A 21003-nucleotide genomic window follows, 5' to 3' on the forward strand; every position below is an offset into this window, starting at 1 on the left:
CTATTTCGTGATGATTTTAATATTATTATTTTGTTTTGTTAAAAACAAAATAAGCTTTTGGTCTTTTTTGTCTGTTAATAAGGCAGAATTTGCCTTAATTTCTAGGAGTGTGTAATTCCGGATTGGGTCACCTGCTTTGTACCATTTTCCGCTGATTAAGACCGATTTGTTTATAATAGCTTGAAGTCGCAAAGGTTCTTCAATAACTTTTGGCGGAGTTAAAAGCCCCAGACCACCTAATTTAGGCGGAGCAAGAAGCTTAGACCCACCAATCGTATTAGCAAGAGGCTTTTTCATTTTCATCGGATCACGTAATGAGTTGATGAAACTATCAGGGATACCGACACGTGCTGGAAGGATTGCCTGAATTTGTTCATCAACCCAAGCTAACTCTTTGTCTCCTTGAGGCTGCATTGTAGCAACAGAATCAGTTGGATTAACAACAGGTACTGTTGAAGCCATGAGTGATGTAAAGCTTATGAGTCCTAAGAGTAGATATTTTTTCATTGTCTTACAATCCCCCATACTGAGATATTGAGATCCCCTTGAAGTTTTTCATTAGCAGTTATATTAAAATCATGAAGATCAACGACCAATTGACTTTGTTCAAGTGCATTTATAAACTTGAGAGTATTTTTATATGGACCCTCTGAAGAGATACTTATATCTAAAACATGCCCGAATGAACTGTTGTCTGTTTGAAGTGTATTTCCAAATTGGGCCAATTTTATGTTATAAGCTCGTGCATATCGTGATATTGAATCAAGATAAGAACCCCAAACTTTTTTATCATAATATAAAGAAGAAATCTGTTCCAATTGTTCTTTAATATATGCATTGTACTGAACATAAAGAGTATGTTGACGCTCTATTTCTACGGTTTCTTGTTCTAATTGAGTGATACGCTCTGGTGGATTTGCTGCCAAATACTGTTTGTCAACGTTAAGGTCGCTTTCAACTTTTTGCGCTTTTTCATGAGAAACTTTGAAACTTGCTTCTGAACTCTCCCAAAAAAGAAGATAAGAGAAAGCAAACAAAGCAGCAAATATCATGACATATAACATCATTTTGTCACGATCACTTTTTTGCCCTAGAGACTGATCTAACGAGTAAAGGTAGTCTTCGATCTGTAATTTCATTTGATTACCGCCTTTAATTCACTTAAATATGATTTTTCTTCTTCATTGTAAGAAATGAGTTCAAGATTGAAATCATATTTATCGCGCTTAATGTCTGTTAAATGTTTTAGCAGAGCTGTAATATCTTGTGTATTTGAAGATGTCAATCCAAACGTAAATGTTTTGCTATTATTATTTTCTTCATATGACACATTTTTTAGTTGAACACGATATTGGTTAAAACTTCTTGTGAAATCCGACATTATCTTGGATTTCATTGGATAGTTAACTTTTTTCTCATGAACCTGAACTAGAGTGTCTTGTTTTTGCTTGTATGCGTTTCTCTGTTCATCTAAAAGGGCTTGTGCCGCATTTTTATTTGCTATCTTAAGATTAATAATTGCTTCTCGTTCCGTTTTATCTTTATGAACCGTTTCATATTCTTTTGTTAATACAGCATGGTGAAACTCTTCAGCATATGAAAGACCCCAATAAACTCCTGGATAAAGAAGTGCAGCAGCTAACGAGGCAGCGATGACCAGAATAAGTCTTCCACTATCGCGTTTTGCAAAGGGAGGTGGCCGATGGTATATTGTAAAATTACAATCATATCGCTCATCTGACTCTAATCGGCCATACAAGTGCATTAGCTGATGAATTTGATCTACTTTAACACCATTTGTATTAAATCCATAATTAAAATCAAAAGGGGTTGTTTTTAAACCTAAATAGGTTTGCGCATATTCATCTAAGCCTGTAACACTGCCTGCACCTGTACCAATAAAAATTTCATCAAATTTTTTGATTTCGTAGGCTCTTTTTGCATAGGTCATAACATCACTGATATGGAGGAAAATTTCTCCAAATAGCTTTATAAAGTTTTTTTGATAATCAGGGCTCGATGTATTCAAACCTTCATTAGCTATAATTCTTTCAAATGAATTGAGATCAATTTGTTCACCTAGAAGTTCACAAAATCGTTCATGCATTTGTTTCAGGGAAAATTTTAATGATTTAGCATAAACAAATTCTTGTTCATTATAAATACAAAAGAAGGCATCATTTTCTTGAAAATAGATAAAGCAGTGAACATCCGATGAATCAATAATCTCTTTAACATAAAGAGACTTTATAAGTAATGGTACAGGAACGATTTGATCAATATACTTAATTGAATTGACAACTTGAGTATAGTCTTGCTCTAATGTCAGTGGATCTACAACAAATACATGAAAAAAACGATCGCCTTCACTGCTGCGATGAATAGCTTCAATATATTTTATATGATATTCCACCGCCATATCAAGTGCAAGCTCTTCGTACACTTTATTTTCTAAAGCATCATATATATCGTCGTCCGGAATATTTTTACTTATTCCAATAAGGGTTGTAATAAATCCTTTTGTATTTAAAAAAGAAACAGCATATTGTTCTTTTTTAAACGAAGGAGAAGTGGTTTCAGAGATCGTATCATATGTACTGCTAAAGTAATCCCCTCTATAAGGGTTGGCTGATACGATGGTTGAATAGGTTTGTTGTTTGCTTTTACTCATCCTCTATCCTATTTAAAATGTGCGAGAACTCTTCCGCCAAAGCGGCTTTGTCCATAAAACGCTATTCGATTAACTTTTACTCTTTGATAACCTTAAAATCGGCAGTTACAAAAAAAACTGTAGCGAATGAAGTTTTTTTGAGTTTTCAATCGCCGATAAAAAGATGATGCCCTTACTTGTTTTCTTGTATATTCCCCCGTATACGGGGAAATTGAAAATTCGTTACGTTTCGATTGTAGCGGAATCAAACTTAAACTGTTTTTTAAATCATCTTTACTTAGATAAAAATTATTGTTTATCGTTACATCATCGTACAATACTAGTATTTTTGTAGATATATTTTGAATAAGTTGGAAGTTATGAAAGTATCGGCAGAGATTTAAGTGCCGATAATAAGGAGAGAAAAGAGGTTTTTCTTACCACTCGTATCCTAAATCACTTAAGAATTTTTTATCGGTAGTCCACCCTTTTTTAACGGAAACAAAAAGTTCTAAATAGACTGGTTTAGAGGCTAGACGCTCAATTTTTTCACGTGCGTTTTTACCTATACGCTTAATAGCAGCTCCACCTTTGCCAATAATGATCCCTTTTTGGGAATCTTTTTCTACGATAATGGTGGCTCGAATGTGTTCTACGGGAGCATCTTCATCGATTTTATCGATAATGACATCGGATTCATATGGTATTTCATCACTGATGTTGTCAAAAATAGCTTCTCGAATGAACTCTTTATAGATATCGCGCATCTTTTCGGTTGTCATATCTTCAGGATCATACAAATATGGGGATTCATCCAAATGTTTGACAATGGTATCTAAGAGGTCATTTTTACCGACATTTTTCGTTACAGACATCGGAATAAGAGCGAGGAAATGTTCACTGAAACGGTTGTACTCCCCGATTTTTTTGAGGAGTTCCGCTTGGGAGATTTGATCGATTTTACTCAAAACAATAATATGTTTGCGTTTATCGGAATTAATTTCAAGAAATTTTTCATAATGAATGGTTTTATCGGATGCCGGAGCAAGATAAACAACAATATCACAATCACCGATCGCTTTCAATGCTTCTTCAAGCATGTATTGGTTGAGAAGTTTCTCAGCTTGATGCAATCCGGGAGTGTCAACAAATATAATTTGATCGTCTTTATGCATAACAATTGCATTGGAACGTCTTCGAGTTGCATTTGCTTTTTGGCTGACAAGGGCAATTTTCTCACCCAAAATCCAGTTCATCAGTGTGCTTTTCCCGGCATTGGGACGTCCAACTAGGGCAACAAAACCTGCTTTATTCACCTTTGATCTCTAAGTGAAGAGTCGCATGTATTCCATGCCCGAGTTTAAGGTCTAAATCATGCAATCCGGTTGTTTTGATTCCATGTTTTGCATCGAGTTCTTTTTTATCAATTTCGATATTATGTTGCGATTTAAGGGCATCGGAAATTTCTTCTTTGGTTACCGCACCAAAAAGATGTCCGGTATTGCCTAACTTTTTCGTAATTACCACTTTTATATCAGCAAGTTGGCTTTTTATTCCTGTAAGTCGTTCGATTTCGGCAGCTTCGTTAGCTGCTTTTTTCTTTTGTTCCGACTCATATTTTTTTAATACTTCATGAGTAGCTGCAAGAGCTAACCCTTTGCCGATCAAAAAGTTTTTACCGTAACCGTCCGCTACCTCTTTGATTTCGCCGGTCTTACCGACTCCTTTGACATCTTTTGTCAATAAAACTTTCATATAATTCCTTTTTTATCCTCGGACAATTTGACCGCTATAAGAGACGATACCATGTGCAAGATTGGATACTTTAGTGTATCCCATGTCATGAAGAATACGTTGGCAATGCGCACTTCGGCTTCCGACATGACAGTAAACGATAATGTGTTCGTTTTTATCCAATTTTGACTCTGTCAATGTTTGGAAGAAACTGCTGGTCGGTACAAGTACATCGGCACCTGCGATGCGTCCCATTTTCCATTCCATCCATTCTCGAACGTCTACTACTTTGAAATTGACCATTCCAAGTTCTCTGGCTTCGAAAAGTGATGTCAATTCATCACTGTCGATATCACTCTTCGTCAATAACATTTCACACTCTTCTTTGGTTAATCCGCGAGAATGTTGATGGGTAACTTCTTCAATTCCCATTTCCATGCGTTTGGCTGCCGCAAATTCAGGTGTGCAGAAAATCTGGCAGTGACATACACCTTCTTCAGGTATCTCTTTTTCAATTGCAGGGGTACAAGGACATAGTCTGTTATCAGAACTTTGGTATTTACCGTCGACTTCTTCTACCATATAACAAGGGCAAAATCGTTTGTTATACATCATTTTATTTCGAGCAAGCCCAAGCTGAACACCCTCATTGATCTCTTCTTGCGGATTATAAGCCCAATTAAACTGATTGACTACTTTATCCGTAAATTTGATTGTTTTTTCGAGTTCAGCCTGAAATTCAGGTGAGTTCATGTCGATCTTAATAATACTCATACTTTATTCCTTGTATTTATTTATTTTTTCGAGCTTTACCGGCAATAATAAAACGAAGTGCATTGAGTTTAATAAACCCACCGGCATCTTTTTGATCATAAACCGAGTCTTCTTCAAATGTACAATACTCAGGATTGAATAGTGAAAGTTCCGAACTGCGTCCGACAACCATAACATTTCCTTTATACAGTTTCAAACGAACACTTCCGCAAACATTTTGTTGGGTTTTATCGATTGCTGCCTGGAGCATTTCACGTTCCGGAGCAAACCAAAATCCGTTATAGATCAGTTTCGCGTAACGTGGCATCAATTCATCTTTCAGATGAGCTTCTTCACGATCCAACGTCAATGATTCGATTGCACGATGAGCTTTAATCATAATAGTACCGCCCGGAGTTTCATAGCATCCTCGGCTTTTCATACCGACAAAGCGGTTTTCGACGATATCGGCACGTCCGATACCGTGACGGCCGGCAATAATATTGAGTTGTTCTAGCATAACTGCAGGTGAAAGGGCTTTGCCGTTAAGACTGACAGGGTCCCCTTTCTCATAGCCGATTTCGATATATTCAGGTTCATCCGGTGCATTCTGAGGAGAAACTGTCCAGCGCCACATACTCTCTTCAGGTTCAGCGGCAGGATCTTCGAGGATTCCTCCCTCATAAGAGATGTGTAAAAGATTGGCATCCATCGAATATGGGGATTTTTTACCGCTCATTTCGATTTTAATTCCATGCTCGGCAGCATAGGCAAGAAGCTTTTCACGAGAGTTTAGATCCCATTCCCGCCACGGAGCAATAATGGTCAATGCACTGTTTTGTCCTAAATATCCCATTTCAAAACGGACTTGGTCATTTCCTTTTCCCGTTGCACCGTGGCTCACAGCATCAGCACCGGTGATACGAGCGATTTCTGCTTGTCTTTTTGCAATAAGCGGACGAGCTATAGATGTTCCTAAAAGATATTCTCCTTCATAAATCGCATTGGCACGAAACATTGGGAAAACATAATCACGTACGAACTCTTCACGAAGGTCTTCGATATAGATGTTTTCAGGTTTGATCCCAAGACTGATTGCTTTGGCACGAGCAGGTTCTACCTCTTCCCCTTGTCCGATATCGGCAGTAAAAGTGACAACCTCACAGTTATATTCATCTTGGAGCCATTTTAAAATGACACTTGTATCTAAACCGCCGGAATAGGCGAGAACAACTTTTTTAACCTCTTTTTTCATAACTGCATCCTTATCATTGATACCCTTACTCCATAGTGTTAATGGAGTGAATGTCGCGATTTTATCAAAAAAAGGGTGAGAATAGCGTTAAAATTTTAGATTTAATGAAGAGGGTGGGTTTATTTGCGTGGAATTGAGAAAATCGATGGTACTTTTGAGTTGTTGTAGTGTATGTGCTGTCTCAACTTTGTTACGTTCTATAAGCGTTTTGGTCTGTGAGAGAAGATAACTTGCTTCTTCCATCTCTGCGAGAGAAGAAAAGGTTGGCATCTCATCGAGCAGCGAAGAGATATGATCGATCTCTTCTAATACAAGAGCCGTTTTAAGCTTGGTTAGCCACATCAGTGCTCTCTTTCCATGCTTCCAAAAGCCCTTTAAATACTTGGCTCACTTCATCCAATTTTGTTGAGTCATTGTAAATGTTTGCTTCTAAAAGAAGGCGAAGTTGGTAGGTGTAGAGACCTGAGAGATAATGGGCAATATCGCCGTGTTTGTAATCTAAAATATTAATAAGTTCCATAAGAACGGCATTTGATCGGTTGATCCAATACGTCCGTCTTTCAATATCACCATCAGCAATTGAACGTTTTGCTTGCATATTAAAGCGCAAGATCCCTTCGTACATCATTTGAATTAATTTTTCAGGTGATTCAACACCAATGTTGTTTTGATTATAAGTATTATACGCGAGATTGTTGAACATAAAAAATCCTTGTTTGTTTATTCGAATAAAATTTTATTTTTTGTGTTGAGGTATTCTGTTACCCTTTTTGATCGAATAATAAACCATTTACTTCTTGCATTTTTGGTAAAAGCTGTTGCGCTTGTTCGACAGGAAAGCGTCTAAGCATACGATTGCTTTTTGTATCAATAACAGAGACATAAAAATCTTCTGATGAATTATCAAATCCAAAACGCAGAGAAGTATTAAATGGATTTAGTGACTGATTCAGCTGATCGATCAATTTATTCATTTGTTCCTGTGAACCGGTTTTAGAAGTTTTTTGATCATTACTGATTTGTGCGACTTTATCTTGATTGATCTGAGCTTTTTGTATTTGTTGAACGCTCTGCGTAAGATTTAGGTCTGCACTTGTTTTTGGTGCAACGCTCTGGCTTTGTTGCATCTTGGCAGTGGTTTGCAAGATTTCCATTTTGCTTCTCCTTGTCGAATAAGTTCGAGACATTTTATAATTGCTAAATCGTCAATGAAAATAAAAACTTTAACGAACTATGATAACCTTCCGCTTATGAAACGCTATTTAACCCTTTTACGGAACGAACCGCTGCTTCGCCGCCTCTCTATAATCCAACTGATTGCCTATTTTGGTGCTTGGTTTAGTAATGTCGCAATTTATACATTGTTGATTCAGATGGATGTCAGTGCATCTATTATTGCATTAGTGGCAGCAATACATTTTTTACCTGGAGTCTTTCAGGCACCTTTGAGCGGAGTCATTCTCGATCGGATACATCCTAAACGGCTCATGATTATTCTTACTCTTATCGAAATCGTTTGTACCCTTTTCTTGATTAGTATTGACAATATCGGAATGCTATGGTTTTTATATCTTTTGGTATTTATTCGTATGGGGGCATCCAGTTTTCATTTTACGGTAGAAATGTCGCTCCTTCCCAGAATTCTGGAGGGGAAATCACTTCAAGTCGCAAACGAAATACATTCGATAATATGGTCACTCTCTTATACCGTCGGGATGGCATTGAGCGGATTGTTTGTTTATTGGGCGGGGACGACTGCGGCATTTGTATTGGACGCCGGATTATTTATGTTGGTATTGATATTAGTTTTGGGCCTTCGCATGAATATCGAATTATCGACAAATGAGGATCACTTTGTAAAAATGATGCGGGAAACTTTTGGGTATATCCGTGATAACCGTATTGTCTTGCATCTGATGATTTTACATGCAGTGGTAGGTTTTACGGCATTTGATGCATTGGTTGCACTAGCTGCTAAGCATTTTTATGCGCAAATTATTGCAGTTTCATTAGGGATTGGATTAATTAATGCTGCTCGGGCACTTGGACTGGTTATCGGTCCGATGATACTTGGACATTGGATCAATAATTCTAGACTGGGATGGTTGTTGTTTGCAGAAGCGTTGAGTATAGCTTTATGGGCATTGGCGATTGAAGATTTCTATTTTTCCGTGATTGCTTCGATTGGAGTCGGTTTTGTGACGACGACATTATGGTCGTATACCTATACGCTCTTGCAACATCATACCAATAGTGATTTCTATGGTCGTGTCATTGCGTATAACGATATGATTTTTTTAGGAGTCGGGGCAGCGGTATCCCTTTTAATCGGCTTTTTGGCTCAGCAAGGAGTTGCATTAGGGATAATTACGCTGATTTTGGGAAGTGTATTTGCATTGGCAGCATTTTATTACGGATGGATTCGACGGACATTTATACTTAAGGAGATAGGATGAATAAAGAGATTTGGTTTGAGTCAAATGAACATAAGATTGATTTATCCAAAGTGACCCGTTTATATCCGGCGGCATTAATCCATGCTGCAGGGGAAACAGCGTCAGTTTCGTTAGAATGGGCGGAATTAAAGGCAGATGTGATTGTATTGGAAGCTTATGTCTTGATATGTGATTTTGATCCGGTAGGTGAGGTACCGGTTAATAGAGTAGAACTGCGTTACGAAACAAAAGACGAGTTGTTCCGTGTTATGCATGAAATTTCACAGAAGTTACAAGACTGAATACATTTATGATGCAACAACGGGTGCTTCGGCTGGCAATTCCGGCTGCATTGAAGCACTTGCTCGATATTGTACAAATACTCATTGATATGCTGATGGTAGGTGCACTGGGAGTCGCAGCTTTAGCGGCTGTCGGACTGTCGATGCAGTTTTTGATGGTGATTCAGGCTTTGATGAGCGTTTATGCTGTCGGTTCGAGTGCAATGATTTCCCGATATATCGGAAGCGGACGACGTCATCGTGCCTCCTCTGTTGTATTTATCGGCATGTGGGTTGCTTTAGCCGGGTCTTTGATAATTGGAATTATCGGATGGATATTTTCGGCTGATATTTTTTGCTGGATGGGTTCAAGTGTTGAAGTCATAAAACTCGGCAGTGGATATTTTGGAATTCTCTCATTAGGAATGGGGCTTATTTTTCTCGATAATTTAGCTTACAATGCCCTTTCTGCAGCAGGGGATACCCGAACGTCTTTAGCCATCAAAATTTTTTCAGCATTTCTTAATGGCGGCTTGAATTATCTTTTTATCTTCGGACATGCCGGATTTGATGCGATGGGAGTAGAGGGTGCTGCATATGCTACTGTTTGTGCCTATGGATTTAATGTACTGTTGTATGGATGGCTTTTAGTGCGTAAAGGCGGAGTCTTAGGCATATATCCGATTTTTTCTTTTAGCGATTTTAAAAGAATGATTTCAATCGGTACTCCGGCTGCTGTAGAACGTGTTATCGGAGTAACGTCATTCTTGCTTTTTGTTAAGATGATTGCTTCTCAGGGAACTGACGCGCTGGCTGGATATCAGATTGGGCTTCGTATTGAGGCTTTAGCCTTTATGCCAGGTTTTGGTTTTTCAGTAGCAGCAATGGTACTTGCAGGGCAATACATCGGTGCGCGACAATATGATTATGCTTATGCATCAGGTGTCCTAAGTACTAAAATAGCAATGATTTTCATGGGTGGTGTAGGAGTAGTTTTAGTTGTTATTCCAGAACTTATGATTCAGTTTTTTACCAAAGATCCCGCGACGATGGATCAAGCGGCATTGTATCTGAGGCTTGTCGGGATTTCTCAAATACCGCTTGCAATGACATTTGTTTTAAGTGGGGCATTACGGGGTTCCGGTGCGACAAAAATGAGTATGCAAATTTCAATAGGTTCGTTATGGCTTTTCCGTATTATTCCATCCTATGCAGTCCTAAAGCTGGGAGGCGGAATTTTGGGAGTTTATGTTGCGATGACAATTGAAACATTCATTAAAGGATGGTTGTTTTGGAAAGTTTATCAGAAAAAAGAGTGGCTAAATCATAAGATTTAACCTTGTTTTTCCGCTTTTTCTGCTGCGAGCAGTTCGGCATATTGTTGTTCAACGATTTTAAGACGATTGCGATCCGGCATCTTCCGTGAAGCTATGTAGCCGATAATCTTCCCTTCTTCATCGAGTTTAGGGACGATATGAACAACTACCCAATAAAATTTGCCGTCTTTACGGAGGTTTTTAACGTATCCTTCCCAAATTTTACCGCTTTCGATGATTTTCCACATCCCCTCAAAGCCTGCTTTCGGCATATCCGGATGGCGTAAAAGACTGTGAGGCTGTCCGACCGCTTCGAGAGCTGTATATCCTGTCATCTCCGTAAATTTACGGTTGACATAGGTGATAATACCTTTAGTATCGGTTTCGGATATCAAACTTCTTCCGTCAAATAAAACTTCTTCGTTTACCGGGGTAGGTCGTTTCATAATGCATGTCCTAAACTTAGATTAGAATATAAGCTTGCGATTATAACGCGATTATTACAAAAATAAAAGTTAAATTTCTTATTTTGTTTTTTTTATTATAGATATAATAACTCTCAGAAATTAAAACCGGCATGGTGATTGTATGATTAAAGAACCTCAGGCTGCACTGTTTATCAGTCATAACGGTGACGGATATTCAATCGGTTTGGTAATGTTTGAACCTTTTGGGCTAAAAGGATGGATGTCTGAAATTGAAGCAGAGCCTTCACATCCTTACGGTGCAATTGATAAAGTATTACATTTGCTATTTGTTACAGACAGTCGTCGTCTAATCATAGGAGCATCTTCTAAACAGTTATTTGAACAGATTGCAAGTAATTTTGCTATGTTTGAGGTTATATATGATCATAGAACCTTTGACAATGTAGAACAAAATACTCTTTTTAAAAATGTATTTAATGTACATTCACTTCTGACACCTATCGAGCATTTAAATCTTGAAAGAAGACCGCTGTGTGCAGATGCATTGGCATTACTCGCTCATCATTTACAAGACACGGATACAACCGCATATGCGCATCCTGTTTTATTGCTGACAACTGAACTGATGGAATTGGGTAATAATGCACTTGAACAGCTTGAAATGACGGCAATAGATTTTAGAGTTCCCAGTATTACAAAACTTTTTTTGACAATGTCAACCCCTATGGGACAGCGTTTAGGCCGTCTCCGTCTTTTTTTGCCGATCAAAGATTCTCGCGAACTCAATCGACGGTTGGATTGGATAGAAGCGCTCAACCCACATACTTCTTGGCTAAAAGAGCATTTAGAAAAAATTGGAGATATTGAACTTTTATGGTGGCAACTTCAAAGTCGTCGTGAAAATGAAATAGGGTCTTTTCTTCTATCATTAAATTCGGTGCTCGAAATTCAGTCGTATTGTGTAAAACACAAACTAATACACTTACTCCCTTCGGAAACACTTTTGGATGGATGGGATATCGAGCTTAAAAATCACTTTCGCGAACGTCAGTGGATAGAATCACAAATTTCCCTGATTCGGCTTACGATTGATTGGGTCGCACAAATCGATGTCGCCGTTGCTTCGGCAGTAAATGCACAAAAATATGCACTTGTTCGTCCAACTATTATTGAGTCCTCAAAAGAAAATTTTTTGCAGATAAGTGGATTACGTCATCTATTGGTAGAAGCACAGGGGATAGCGTATGTTCCTAATGATATTGTTATGGGAGATCGTGACCATCTAGATTTGCCGTATCCGGATACGGTTATGTTGGATTCAAAAGTGCACGACGGTGCAAACATCCGCGGAGTGTTGCTGTATGGTATAAATTCCAGCGGGAAATCTTCACTAATGAAAAGTATCGGGATTGCCGTGTCGTTAGCTCAATCCGGATTCTTCGTTCCCGCAAAAGCGATGAAGTTTTCACTCTTTGATGGAGTCTATACCCGGATACAATCACGTGATAATGTTGCCAAATCACTCTCAACTTTTGGAGTAGAGATGTTGGAACTCAACGCTATCTTTAGTAGTGCAACGTCTCGTTCGCTTATTTTAGGAGATGAAATCAGTCATGGTACAGAAACGCTCTCTGCTGTCTCTATAGTTGCCAGTACGATAATGGAGCTTTCTCGAAAAGGCTCTCTTTTTCTTATGACTACCCATTTGCATCAGCTCTCCATGATTAGTGAGCTTAGCCGTTTGCGTGAAGTGGTCAATTTACATTTGAGCGTTCATTACAATGCAGAGAGTGATCGTTTAATTTATGATCGAATCCTTAAACCGGGGCGTGGTAGCAGCGTATATGGTTTAGAGTTTGCCGAGTCACTTCATATGAATCCCCATTTTTTACAAAATGCCAAACGGTTACGGGAAAATTTGGCAAAAGAGTATGATGTATTGGAATTGGGTAATCAAAAAGAGTATATTAAACGGTATCGCGAAGTGGTTGCTTGTGAATGTGTTATCTGCGGGGCATTGGTACGAAACCGTCAAAAAAACAGTACGGCGAAAGAACATCACCATCTTATAGCATTATGTGAAACCCATTCTCGAGAGATTTCACAAGGCAAAATCAAACTCAGAGGTTTTATAATGACGTCTCAAGGTTTACGATTGGAATATGAGAAACAATTAGAATAAAATCTGCCTCGTAATGAGGCAAGCTTTAGTGCCATAGCGGCAAGCGTAGTCAAAGGGATGTATTCCTTTGGCGTTTAAAGGAATCGTGTGAACGTTATTGAATTATTTAAACACCTTTTGGAATCACGTAGTGTTACTCCTGAAGATGGCGGTATTTTTGAATTTTTATCAGATTATTTGAGCGATTTTAAGGTTATTCGTATTGATAAAGAAGGGGTTAAAAACTTTTTTGCTTATCGTACTTTCGGGGAAGGAAAACATCTGTGCTTTGCGGGGCACGTTGATGTCGTTCCTGTAGGAGACGGCTGGAATACCGATCCGTTTATCGCAACTGAAAAAGAGGGCTATATCTACGCCCGTGGTGCTCAGGATATGAAAAGCGGTGTAGCGGCATTTACCCAAGCTTTGAGTGAGGCTGAAAATTTTAACGGAACACTCTCGATTCTTCTTACTTCGGATGAAGAAGGTCCGGCAAAATTTGGAACGGTTGAGGTATTGAAATATCTAAAAGAGCACCATTTATTGCCGGATGCCGTTGTTGTTGCAGAACCGACATGCGAAACGATCTTCGGTGATGCGATCAAAGTAGGGCGTCGGGGATCGATTAACGGCGTTATAGAGCTTGTCGGCAAACAAGGCCATGCTGCTTATCCGGAAAAAGCGATTAATCCGGTTCATCAAATTGCTCCGCTTCTGTCCAAAATTGCAGGTGCCTTTTTGGACAATGGAGATGAATATTTTGCTCCGAGTCAGATTGTCATTACTGATATCCGTGCGGGAATCGAGACGACGAACGTATCTCCAGGAAAATTAAAAATGATGTTCAACGTCCGTAACTCCACTCGTACGGATAAAGGATTGATTGAAGTATTTATCGCAGAGCATTTGAAAGGGTTGGACTATACTCTCCGACTCGATCAGTCAGCTGAGCCGTTTGTAACGGACGCAAATACACCAATAGTGAGAGCATTATCAGATTCGATTCGCGAAGTATGTAACATCACTCCTAAAAATTCTACGGCAGGAGGGACGTCGGATGCCCGTTTTATCGCCGCGTATGGAATCGATGTGATTGAATTTGGTGTCATTAATGACACAATTCATGCTCCGAATGAGCGGACATCAATTGATGAAGTTCAAAATCTTTATATTGTTTTTACAAAGTTGATCGATAATTTTCGATAAAATTCTGTTTTAGAAAAAAGGCCAAAAATGAAAAAAATAGTTTTGTTAGCATTTTTAATGGCTAATCTCTTTGCTGCGGAAATTACTTGGAATGACACTTTTGAGCAAGCACAGGCTAAAGCAAAAAAAGAGAATAAGCCGTTATTGGTTCTTATCACAAGCGAACAATGCCGATGGTGCCGTAAATTTGAGGCAACAACGCTCCAAGACGAGGATGTGATTACTAAAGTGAATTCGAAATTCGTAGCCGTTCATGTGACACGTGATAAAAGCGTCTACCCGAAAAAGTTGAGCGCAAAAATGGTGCCAATGAATTATTTTTTAGACAATAACGGGAGCGTGATTTATTCGATGCCGGGATATTGGCCGGTAGAGGATTATCAATCTATTCTTGATGATGCTTTGGTAAAATACAAAAAATAATTGAATAACTACTCAAAGGAAACTTATGATGACACCTGTACAGACTCCAAACGCTCCTGCGGCTATCGGACCGTATTCACAAGCGATGATCGCCAACGGAATGGTTTTTACTTCCGGCCAAATCGCACTGACCCCTGCAGGAGAGATGCTAAGTGGTGATGTCAGCTCACAATGTGTTCAAGTTCTCTCCAATCTAAAAGCAGTTTTGGAAGCAGCGGGAAGTTCATTGGAGAAAGTGATTAAAACGACTATTTTTCTCGATAATATGGATGACTTCGGGGCAGTGAATGCAATCTATGGAGAAGCATTCGGAAATCATAAGCCTGCACGCTCTACAGTTGCTGTTAAAACGTTACCGAAAAATGCACTTGTTGAGATCGATGCGATCGCTTTAATTTAAGCTTAAATAAACGTTGGCTATAATTCGCCACTTTTTGTAGACTTATAGGTAAGGAATGCTAATGTACGCAATCATTAAAAATGGTGGTAAACAGTACAAAGTTCAAGAGGGTGATATCCTTTTGTTCGATAAAATGGGACTCGATCCTAAAACTGCCATCGAAATCAAAGAAGTTCTTGCCGTTAATAACGGTGAACTTCGCACAGGTACTCCATTTGTAGAGGGTGCTGTTGTTATGGCTGAAGTGATCAATGAAGGTCGTGACCGTAAAGTCGTGATCTACAAAAAACGTCGTCGTAAAGACAGTAAATTGAAACGTGGTTTCCGTAGAGATCACACGCGTGTTCGTATCACTGCGATCAACGCATAATTAAAAGCAGGAGGACAGCATGGCTCATAAGAAAGGTCAGGGTAGTACACAGAATAACCGCGACTCAGCGGGACGTAGACTCGGTGTCAAAAAATACGGTGGTGAATTCGTAAGAGCAGGTAACATCGTTATCCGCCAACGCGGAACAAAAGTTCACCCGGGTAAAAACATGGGTATGGGTAAAGACCACACATTGTATGCATTGGTTGACGGTGTCGTTGCATTTGAACGTAAAGACAAAAAACGCAAACAAGTCTCTATCATCCCTGCCGCTTAATTTTCTCATAGACTCACGTCGGGCTTTCGCCCGATTTTTGATACAATTTCCGAAATTATCTTTTTAATTGTGTACTTTTATGATGAAGTATAGTGTTAAGCAAATAATAGTTGTCTCGTCTCGAGGCAAATGTTCAAAACAACTTTAAGGATATCCATGTTTAGTGATAGTGTAGAAATTACCGTCTCATCCGGAAAAGGGGGAGCAGGGTGTGTTGCTTTCAGACGGGAAAAATACGTCCTTCAAGGTGGTCCGAACGGCGGTGACGGCGGACGTGGCGGTGACGTCTATTTTAGAGTTGATAACAATACCCATACACTCGCCCATTTCCAAGGAAACAAAAACTTAAAAGCTGACAAAGGTCAGCCGGGTTCAGGTTCCAATATGGCAGGTAAAGCGGGCAAGCGTCTCGTAGTAGTCGTTCCTCCAGGAACTCAAGTTGTAGATGTCGAAACGGGCGAAGTATTACTTGATTTGTTAGAAGACGGTAAAGAAGTTCTCTTTTTAGAAGGGGGACGCGGCGGACTTGGAAATGTTCATTTTAAATCCTCAACCAATCAAAAACCGATGTACGCTCAACCGGGTGAACCGGCTGTTACCCGCATTGTTCGGCTTGATCTGAAACTGATCGCCGATGTCGGACTGGTCGGTTTCCCGAATGTTGGAAAATCAACCCTTATTTCTACCGTTTCCAATGCTCGTCCTGAAGTAGCGAACTATGAATTTACAACATTGACACCGAAACTAGGACAGATCAATATCGGTGAGTTCGATTCGTATATTATGGCTGACATTCCCGGTATTATCGGTGGGGCATCAGAGGGCAAAGGTCTTGGACTTAAATTCCTGCGTCATATTGAGCGCACAAAGACATTGTTATTTATGATCGATTTGGCATCGTACCATGAGCTTGAATATCAGTATGAAACTCTTAAACAAGAACTGGAAAAATTTTCACCTCTTTTGGCTGAACGTAATTTTGCAATTGCCTTGACCCGTGCCGATGCGATGAGTCCGGAAGAAGCGATTGAAAAAACCAACGCATTCTTGAAACTTGTCAACCTTGCCCCGGTTAAAAAAAGCCGATTTGCTTTCAGCGATGAGTATCCGGTCTATGAGCAAGAAGATTTCGACAAAGCATTTTATGAGCGTTCAAAACCGGCATTCATTGCACCAATCTCATCAGCAATTAATCTCAATATCAAACCATTAACCTACGCACTTTATCAAATGGTTGTAACGGAGCGTAAATGAAGCGGATCGTCGTTAAAGTCGGCAGTGCGGTTTTAAGCGAACAAAACCGCATCGCAAAAGATCGGATGCAAAATCTTGTCGATTTTATTGCCGAACTTAAAAAAAGCTATGAAGTGATTCTTGTCTCTTCCGGTGCAGTGGCTGCAGGCTATACAGAACTTAAACTTGATAAAAAGATTTTAGCAAATAAGCAGGCCCTTGCCTCGATCGGTCAACCAATATTGATGAACAAATATCGTAAGATGTTTGAACAGCATAATATCCTCCCTTCTCAGGTATTGGTAACAGCTGCCAACTTTAATACGGATGAACAATCTCAAAAAGCTAAAGATACTATTGAAACGCTCCTCAAGCATAATGTCATTCCAATCATTAATGAAAACGATGCAACAGCAACGGAAGAACTTGTTTTGGGTGATAATGATCAGCTATCCGCTTATGCAGCATATCATTTCGGGGCAGATTTGCTGATTATCTTATCAGATATCGACGCTTATTACGATAAAGATCCCCGAACTTATGACGATGCAATGGTGCGAACACGCATAGAAACCATTACACAAGAAGAACTTTTAATGGAAGTAACTCCCAATCATAATTTTGCGACGGGTGGGATAGTTACCAAACTTAAAGCGGCTGATTTTCTTCTCAAACGTGGCGGTGCAATGTTCTTAGCAAGCGGATTTGATCTAAGCGATGCACGCAGTTTCTTGTTAAACGGAGAACATCGTGGCGGCAGTTTGTTTAAAGCTCAAGAGGAACTTTAATTGACCCGTATTATATTTATGGGAACACCCGAGTACGCGGGAACCATTTTAGAAGCTTTAATTCAAGCCAATGACATAGAAATTGTTGCCGTCTATACTCAACCGGATAAACCGGTGGGGCGCAAAGGAATTTTGACTCCCCCTATTGTCAAAGTTTTGGCAGAAAAAGCAAATCTTCGGGTCATTCAACCGAATAGATTACGAGATGAAGCAGTAGTTAGTGAGCTTGTGGCAATTCCCTGTGATATGATTATTGTTGCGGCTTACGGGCAGATTTTGCCTAGAGCGATTTTAGATCATGCACCATGCGTCAATCTACATGCTTCAATTCTTCCCCAATACCGTGGTGCTAGTCCGATTCAACAAAGCTTACTGAATAACGATGCCCAAAGTGGTGTTACAGCGATGTGGATGGATGAAGGACTCGATACCGGAGCAATTATAAAAATTGAGACTCTCTCCATCGGTGCGGATGAAATGGTCTCTTCTTTGTATGAACGATTGACAGTTGCCGCTGTGAAACTTACTCTCGATGTTATTCGCACCTGGGATTGTAAAAGTGCGGTGTCACAAAATGATTCCGAAGCAACCCATTGTACAAAAATACTCAAATCAGACGGTTTGATTGATTTTGGTAATGCCCGTGAAATTTATAATCGTTACCGTGCTTTCACGCCTTGGCCGGGGATATTCACTGAATCCGGATTAAAAATTAAAGAGATGCGATTAGAAGATGAAGATTCTGTAGGTGTGGCAGGGACAATCACACATATAGATAAAGAGAGTATTAGAGTACAGTGCGTAAAAGGTTCTTTACGAATTATCCGAGTACAGGCCCCTTCTAAACAAGAAACATCCGTTATTGATTATCTGAACGGAAAACGGATAGGGTGTGGACATTCATTGGTTTGAGTCGCTTGAGTCGACTCAAAGCTTTCTTTTGGAAGAGCTTAAAGCTTCACGTTTACTTCCTCCCGTATGTGTGGGCGCATTATCGCAAACATTAGGAAAAGGTTCACGAGGCAATAGTTGGATTGGTGTCAAAGGAAATCTTTTTATTTCTTTAGCACTGCCTCGTTCGATCCTTCCTAAAGATTTAAGATTGGAGTCTTCATCAATATATATGGCATTTTTGATGAAAGAACTTTTATATTCATACGGGTCAAAGACATGGCTTAAATGGCCCAATGATTTTTATTTGGGAAATAAAAAAATCGGTGGGGTGATCACAAATTTGATGGGTGATACACTGGTATGCGGTATTGGGATAAATCTGATAGCTGCTCCTGATGAATTTGAAAAAATTGATATCACGATCAGTGCATACGATTTAACAAAAGCATATAGTGCATTGTTTAAAAATTTACCATCGTGGAAGCAGATTTTTAGTAATTACCGTGTAGAATTTGAAAACAGTAGAGATTTTTTTACCCACAACAATAATGAAAAAGTTGCATTAGAGCGTGCCGTTTTACTTGAAGACGGATCGTTAGAATGTGATGGCCAAAGGATATTTAGTTTACGATGAGTGAAGTTATTGTTATCGCCAATCAAAAAGGGGGAGTGGGTAAAACCACAACCGCCGTCAACTTAGCCGCATCCCTAGCCGTTGCTGAAAAAAGAGTATTGCTGATCGATGCCGATCCGCAAGCAAACGCAACGACCTCATTAGGGTATCATCGCAACAATTATGAGTTTAATATTTATCATGTACTGATCGGTGCAAAAAAACTTAGAGAAATTATTTTAAAGACAGCATTACCTAAACTGTTTATCGCACCTTCGAATATCGGTTTGGTCGGAGTTGAAAAAGAGTATTACGACGCGGACAATGCAAAAGGGCGTGAACTTATTTTGAAGCGTGCGATTGCTCAGGTCAAAGATGAATACGATTATGTTATTATCGATTCACCTCCTGCTCTTGGGCCAATGACGATCAATGCACTTTCGGCGTCAAATTCCGTTATTATCCCGATTCAATGTGAATTTTTTGCATTGGAAGGTTTAGCACAGCTTCTTAATACTGTTAAATTGGTTCGTAAAACGATTAATCCGAAATTGACGATTAAAGGTTTTTTACCGACGATGTACAGTGCACAAAATAATCTTTCCCGACAGGTCTTTGCCGATTTGCGTCAACATTTTCAGGCAAAACTTTTCAAATCGGGTGGAAATGATGAGTTTATTGTTATTCCGAGAAACGTTAAATTAGCAGAATCTCCGAGTTTTGGAAAGCCGGCAATTTTGTATGATGTAAAATCGAGCGGCTCTATGGCGTACCAAGATTTGGCACACGCTATTATCGCCTAAAGGAAAAGTATGGCGAAAGCATCAGCATTAGGAAGAGGGCTAGGGGCACTTCTCAGTGAAATCGAAGAGGCCTATGATAATGAACTTCCAAAAAGAGGCGGAGTCGAAGAAATATCTTTGAGCAAAATTCGTCCCAATCCTTATCAGCCTCGCAAACATTTTGATCCTGAATCTTTGGCAGAGCTTGCCGAATCGATTAAAACACACGGATTACTCCAGCCTATTGTTATCAAAGAAGATTTAGACGGTTTCATTTTAATAGCGGGTGAGAGACGTTTACGTGCAAGTAAGCTTGCCAAAAATAAAACCATCAAAGCGATTGTTGTTAATGTCAGCGATGAACAAATGCGTCAGCAGGCATTGATCGAAAATATTCAGCGTGATGAACTGAATGCAATCGATTTGGCACAAGCCTATCAAGAGTTGATTGATATCCATGAATTAACCCATGAACAACTTTCCCAAACGGTTCACAAAAGCCGTACACAGATTACGAATACCTTACGTCTTTTGCAGCTGAGTGAAAAAGGACGTAAAGCGTTGGTAGAGGGAAAAATTACTGCCGGCCACGCAAAAGTAATCATTGGTTTGGAACCAAATGAACAAACTATGATGATTGATTCCATTATCGGTCAAAAATTGAGTGTTCGTGATGTCGAGAGTATGGTAAAAAAAATTAAGCTCCCTTCAACAATTCATCAAGAAACCTATACAGCCGATGGGTTGAATTTTACTGCACTAAAAAAACATTTACAATCGCTTGGTTATAAATGCGGCACAAAAGGTTACAAAATGACCATTGATTTTGAAGATAATGATCAAATTGAGTCATTTTTAGACCTACTTTCTTAATATTTTTTGACGTTTAACTGTCCCTTCAATTTATAAGTTGTATAATCACGCAACTTTTAGGAGGTGGTATGTTAGATATAAGTCCGATGCTGCTTGGCAGCACACTGATTGTCTTCCTTGTCCTTATTGCC

The 21003-nt window shown here is 39.3% G+C and carries 26 protein-coding genes; 15 read left to right on the forward strand and 11 right to left on the reverse strand.

From position 1 onward, the window contains the following. The 10 genes from PHP90_RS05235 to PHP90_RS05280 form a co-directional block, all read right to left on the reverse strand. Positions 1-507, reverse strand: coding sequence for a hypothetical protein (locus PHP90_RS05235; RefSeq protein ID WP_299926338.1), 507 nt, complete (start codon positions 505-507; stop codon positions 1-3). Beyond that, the gene (locus PHP90_RS05240) at positions 504-1139 is read right to left on the reverse strand and encodes a hypothetical protein (RefSeq protein WP_299926344.1); all 636 of its coding nucleotides are present in this window, start codon (positions 1137-1139) and stop codon (positions 504-506) included. The genes PHP90_RS05235 and PHP90_RS05240 overlap by 4 nt, the downstream gene beginning before the upstream one ends. Further along, positions 1136-2671, reverse strand: coding sequence for a hypothetical protein (locus tag PHP90_RS05245; protein ID WP_299926347.1), 1536 nt, complete (start codon positions 2669-2671; stop codon positions 1136-1138). The genes PHP90_RS05240 and PHP90_RS05245 overlap by 4 nt, the downstream gene beginning before the upstream one ends. 416 nt (positions 2672-3087) lie before the next feature. Beyond that, positions 3088-3966, reverse strand: a complete 879-nt coding sequence (gene era / locus PHP90_RS05250) for a GTPase Era (protein WP_299926350.1) — start codon at positions 3964-3966, stop codon at positions 3088-3090. After that, on the reverse strand, positions 3959-4405 hold the full coding sequence (gene rplI, locus PHP90_RS05255) for a 50S ribosomal protein L9 (protein WP_299926353.1): 447 nt from the start codon (positions 4403-4405) through the stop codon (positions 3959-3961). Before rplI ends, era begins: the two co-directional genes overlap by 8 nt. Before the next feature lie 12 nt (positions 4406-4417). Beyond that, entirely contained in the window at positions 4418-5158 is a 741-nt protein-coding gene (locus tag PHP90_RS05260) for a ferredoxin-thioredoxin reductase catalytic domain-containing protein (protein WP_299926356.1), read from the reverse strand. A gap of 16 nt (positions 5159-5174) precedes the next feature. After that, a complete protein-coding gene (locus PHP90_RS05265) occupies positions 5175-6392 on the reverse strand; it encodes an argininosuccinate synthase (RefSeq protein ID WP_299926359.1) in 1218 nt (405 codons plus the stop codon). Positions 6393-6479: 87 nt separating this feature from the next. Continuing rightward, positions 6480-6734 (reverse strand): hypothetical protein, encoded by a 255-nt coding sequence (locus PHP90_RS05270; protein ID WP_299926362.1) that lies wholly within the window; start codon positions 6732-6734, stop codon positions 6480-6482. Then, entirely contained in the window at positions 6715-7095 is a 381-nt protein-coding gene (gene fliS / locus PHP90_RS05275; RefSeq protein ID WP_299926364.1) for a flagellar export chaperone FliS, read from the reverse strand. The genes PHP90_RS05270 and fliS overlap by 20 nt, the downstream gene beginning before the upstream one ends. A gap of 58 nt (positions 7096-7153) precedes the next feature. Further along, positions 7154-7546 carry a flagellar protein FlaG gene (locus tag PHP90_RS05280; RefSeq protein ID WP_299926366.1) on the reverse strand — a complete coding sequence of 131 codons (393 nt, stop codon included), beginning with the start codon at positions 7544-7546 and terminating at the stop codon, positions 7154-7156. Positions 7547-7600: 54 nt separating this feature from the next. On the opposite strand from PHP90_RS05280, the gene PHP90_RS05285 reads away from it, so the two are divergent. Genes PHP90_RS05285 through PHP90_RS05295 form a run of 3 tightly spaced genes read left to right on the forward strand, consistent with a single transcriptional unit; the run spans position 7601 to position 10445 of the window. Further along, entirely contained in the window at positions 7601-8848 is a 1248-nt protein-coding gene (locus PHP90_RS05285; protein ID WP_299926369.1) for an MFS transporter, read from the forward strand. After that, positions 8845-9129: a hypothetical protein gene (locus PHP90_RS05290; protein WP_299926372.1), complete on the forward strand. Its 285-nt coding sequence runs from the start codon at positions 8845-8847 to the stop codon at positions 9127-9129. Before PHP90_RS05285 ends, PHP90_RS05290 begins: the two co-directional genes overlap by 4 nt. An 11-nt stretch (positions 9130-9140) precedes the next feature. Next, on the forward strand, positions 9141-10445 hold the full coding sequence (locus PHP90_RS05295) for an MATE family efflux transporter (RefSeq protein ID WP_299926375.1): 1305 nt from the start codon (positions 9141-9143) through the stop codon (positions 10443-10445). On the opposite strand, the gene PHP90_RS05300 is transcribed toward PHP90_RS05295, so the two are convergent. Further along, positions 10442-10870 (reverse strand): PAS domain-containing protein, encoded by a 429-nt coding sequence (locus PHP90_RS05300; RefSeq protein WP_299926378.1) that lies wholly within the window; start codon positions 10868-10870, stop codon positions 10442-10444. The genes PHP90_RS05295 and PHP90_RS05300 overlap by 4 nt on opposite strands. A gap of 142 nt (positions 10871-11012) precedes the next feature. On the opposite strand from PHP90_RS05300, the gene PHP90_RS05305 reads away from it, so the two are divergent. From PHP90_RS05305 to PHP90_RS05360, 12 genes are all read left to right on the forward strand, one after another. Then, the gene (locus tag PHP90_RS05305) at positions 11013-13034 is read left to right on the forward strand and encodes a hypothetical protein (RefSeq protein ID WP_299926381.1); all 2022 of its coding nucleotides are present in this window, start codon (positions 11013-11015) and stop codon (positions 13032-13034) included. Positions 13035-13121: 87 nt separating this feature from the next. After that, positions 13122-14219 carry a succinyl-diaminopimelate desuccinylase gene (gene dapE / locus PHP90_RS05310; RefSeq protein ID WP_299926384.1) on the forward strand — a complete coding sequence of 366 codons (1098 nt, stop codon included), beginning with the start codon at positions 13122-13124 and terminating at the stop codon, positions 14217-14219. Positions 14220-14246: 27 nt separating this feature from the next. Continuing rightward, positions 14247-14642, forward strand: coding sequence for a DUF255 domain-containing protein (locus PHP90_RS05315; protein ID WP_299926387.1), 396 nt, complete (start codon positions 14247-14249; stop codon positions 14640-14642). Between the two features lie 28 nt (positions 14643-14670). Further along, positions 14671-15042: a RidA family protein gene (locus PHP90_RS05320; protein WP_299926409.1), complete on the forward strand. Its 372-nt coding sequence runs from the start codon at positions 14671-14673 to the stop codon at positions 15040-15042. A 61-nt stretch (positions 15043-15103) separates the two neighbouring features. Beyond that, entirely contained in the window at positions 15104-15412 is a 309-nt protein-coding gene (gene rplU / locus PHP90_RS05325; RefSeq protein ID WP_299926390.1) for a 50S ribosomal protein L21, read from the forward strand. Between the two features lie 19 nt (positions 15413-15431). After that, positions 15432-15689: a 50S ribosomal protein L27 gene (rpmA, locus tag PHP90_RS05330; RefSeq protein WP_015654103.1), complete on the forward strand. Its 258-nt coding sequence runs from the start codon at positions 15432-15434 to the stop codon at positions 15687-15689. 156 nt (positions 15690-15845) lie between these two features. Then, on the forward strand, positions 15846-16943 hold the full coding sequence (obgE, locus tag PHP90_RS05335) for a GTPase ObgE (protein WP_299926393.1): 1098 nt from the start codon (positions 15846-15848) through the stop codon (positions 16941-16943). Continuing rightward, on the forward strand, positions 16940-17710 hold the full coding sequence (gene proB, locus PHP90_RS05340; RefSeq protein ID WP_299926395.1) for a glutamate 5-kinase: 771 nt from the start codon (positions 16940-16942) through the stop codon (positions 17708-17710). The genes obgE and proB overlap by 4 nt, the downstream gene beginning before the upstream one ends. After that, positions 17711-18622, forward strand: coding sequence for a methionyl-tRNA formyltransferase (gene fmt / locus PHP90_RS05345; RefSeq protein ID WP_299926397.1), 912 nt, complete (start codon positions 17711-17713; stop codon positions 18620-18622). It begins immediately after the preceding gene. A gap of 28 nt (positions 18623-18650) precedes the next feature. Continuing rightward, on the forward strand, positions 18651-19238 hold the full coding sequence (locus PHP90_RS05350) for a biotin--[acetyl-CoA-carboxylase] ligase (protein WP_299926400.1): 588 nt from the start codon (positions 18651-18653) through the stop codon (positions 19236-19238). Further along, positions 19235-20020 (forward strand): AAA family ATPase, encoded by a 786-nt coding sequence (locus PHP90_RS05355; protein ID WP_299926403.1) that lies wholly within the window; start codon positions 19235-19237, stop codon positions 20018-20020. Before PHP90_RS05350 ends, PHP90_RS05355 begins: the two co-directional genes overlap by 4 nt. A 9-nt stretch (positions 20021-20029) precedes the next feature. Beyond that, positions 20030-20872: a ParB/RepB/Spo0J family partition protein gene (locus PHP90_RS05360; protein ID WP_299926406.1), complete on the forward strand. Its 843-nt coding sequence runs from the start codon at positions 20030-20032 to the stop codon at positions 20870-20872. The last annotated feature ends 131 nt before the right edge of the window (positions 20873-21003 follow it).

The organism is Sulfuricurvum sp. (assembly GCF_028712165.1).
Lineage (GTDB): Bacteria > Campylobacterota > Campylobacteria > Campylobacterales > Sulfurimonadaceae > Sulfuricurvum.

What these genes read in the sequence shown, in the direction of transcription:
- PHP90_RS05235 (WP_299926338.1), bottom strand. Translation starts at nt 507, where the DNA reads ATGAAAAAATATCTACTCTTAGGACTCATAAGCTTTACATCACTCATG.
- PHP90_RS05300 (WP_299926378.1), bottom strand. Translation starts at nt 10,870, where the DNA reads ATGAAACGACCTACCCCGGTAAACGAAGAAGTTTTATTTGACGGAAGA.
- PHP90_RS05295 (WP_299926375.1), top strand. Translation starts at nt 9,141, where the DNA reads ATGCAACAACGGGTGCTTCGGCTGGCAATTCCGGCTGCATTGAAGCAC.
- PHP90_RS05290 (WP_299926372.1), top strand. Translation starts at nt 8,845, where the DNA reads ATGAATAAAGAGATTTGGTTTGAGTCAAATGAACATAAGATTGATTTA.
- PHP90_RS05245 (WP_299926347.1), bottom strand. Translation starts at nt 2,671, where the DNA reads ATGAGTAAAAGCAAACAACAAACCTATTCAACCATCGTATCAGCCAAC.
- PHP90_RS05305 (WP_299926381.1), top strand. Translation starts at nt 11,013, where the DNA reads ATGATTAAAGAACCTCAGGCTGCACTGTTTATCAGTCATAACGGTGAC.
- PHP90_RS05355 (WP_299926403.1), top strand. Translation starts at nt 19,235, where the DNA reads ATGAGTGAAGTTATTGTTATCGCCAATCAAAAAGGGGGAGTGGGTAAA.
- proB (WP_299926395.1), top strand. Translation starts at nt 16,940, where the DNA reads ATGAAGCGGATCGTCGTTAAAGTCGGCAGTGCGGTTTTAAGCGAACAA.
- PHP90_RS05265 (WP_299926359.1), bottom strand. Translation starts at nt 6,392, where the DNA reads ATGAAAAAAGAGGTTAAAAAAGTTGTTCTCGCCTATTCCGGCGGTTTA.
- rplI (WP_299926353.1), bottom strand. Translation starts at nt 4,405, where the DNA reads ATGAAAGTTTTATTGACAAAAGATGTCAAAGGAGTCGGTAAGACCGGC.
- PHP90_RS05320 (WP_299926409.1), top strand. Translation starts at nt 14,671, where the DNA reads ATGACACCTGTACAGACTCCAAACGCTCCTGCGGCTATCGGACCGTAT.
- PHP90_RS05260 (WP_299926356.1), bottom strand. Translation starts at nt 5,158, where the DNA reads ATGAGTATTATTAAGATCGACATGAACTCACCTGAATTTCAGGCTGAA.
- rpmA (WP_015654103.1), top strand. Translation starts at nt 15,432, where the DNA reads ATGGCTCATAAGAAAGGTCAGGGTAGTACACAGAATAACCGCGACTCA.
- PHP90_RS05285 (WP_299926369.1), top strand. Translation starts at nt 7,601, where the DNA reads ATGAAAATAAAAACTTTAACGAACTATGATAACCTTCCGCTTATGAAA.
- fliS (WP_299926364.1), bottom strand. Translation starts at nt 7,095, where the DNA reads ATGTTCAACAATCTCGCGTATAATACTTATAATCAAAACAACATTGGT.
- PHP90_RS05360 (WP_299926406.1), top strand. Translation starts at nt 20,030, where the DNA reads ATGGCGAAAGCATCAGCATTAGGAAGAGGGCTAGGGGCACTTCTCAGT.
- obgE (WP_299926393.1), top strand. Translation starts at nt 15,846, where the DNA reads ATGTTTAGTGATAGTGTAGAAATTACCGTCTCATCCGGAAAAGGGGGA.
- PHP90_RS05270 (WP_299926362.1), bottom strand. Translation starts at nt 6,734, where the DNA reads ATGTGGCTAACCAAGCTTAAAACGGCTCTTGTATTAGAAGAGATCGAT.
- PHP90_RS05315 (WP_299926387.1), top strand. Translation starts at nt 14,247, where the DNA reads ATGAAAAAAATAGTTTTGTTAGCATTTTTAATGGCTAATCTCTTTGCT.
- rplU (WP_299926390.1), top strand. Translation starts at nt 15,104, where the DNA reads ATGTACGCAATCATTAAAAATGGTGGTAAACAGTACAAAGTTCAAGAG.
- PHP90_RS05280 (WP_299926366.1), bottom strand. Translation starts at nt 7,546, where the DNA reads ATGGAAATCTTGCAAACCACTGCCAAGATGCAACAAAGCCAGAGCGTT.
- PHP90_RS05240 (WP_299926344.1), bottom strand. Translation starts at nt 1,139, where the DNA reads ATGAAATTACAGATCGAAGACTACCTTTACTCGTTAGATCAGTCTCTA.